Below are 271 nucleotides of genomic sequence, written 5' to 3' on the forward strand. Positions count from 1 at the left end.
GTAATCAAAAAGGCCAATACCACCATCGGTATTCCGGGCACCTTTTGCGCCCGTTTGCAGCCAAATGACATCCGTGACGACGTGCAAAGTATCGCCGCGCAAATCTACGAAGGGCTTTCCTTCGGGGTGGGCGATGCGGTGATCGGCGTTAACCCGGTGACTGACGACGTGGAAAACTTAAGCCGCGTGTTGGATACCATCTATGGCGTGATCGACAAATTCAACATCCCAACTCAGGGCTGTGTACTGGCGCACGTCACCACCCAGATCG

At 54.6% G+C, this 271-nt stretch carries 1 protein-coding gene; it reads left to right on the plus strand.

Annotated elements, in window-relative coordinates; all coding sequences use genetic code 11:
* The coding region (gene eutB / locus SB719_RS20235) for an ethanolamine ammonia-lyase subunit EutB (protein WP_412159753.1) at positions 1-271 on the plus strand (271 nt) is incomplete at both ends.

Source organism: Pantoea sp. SIMBA_079 (assembly GCF_046940275.1).
In the GTDB taxonomy this organism is placed as follows: Bacteria; Pseudomonadota; Gammaproteobacteria; order Enterobacterales; family Enterobacteriaceae; genus Pantoea; species Pantoea borealis.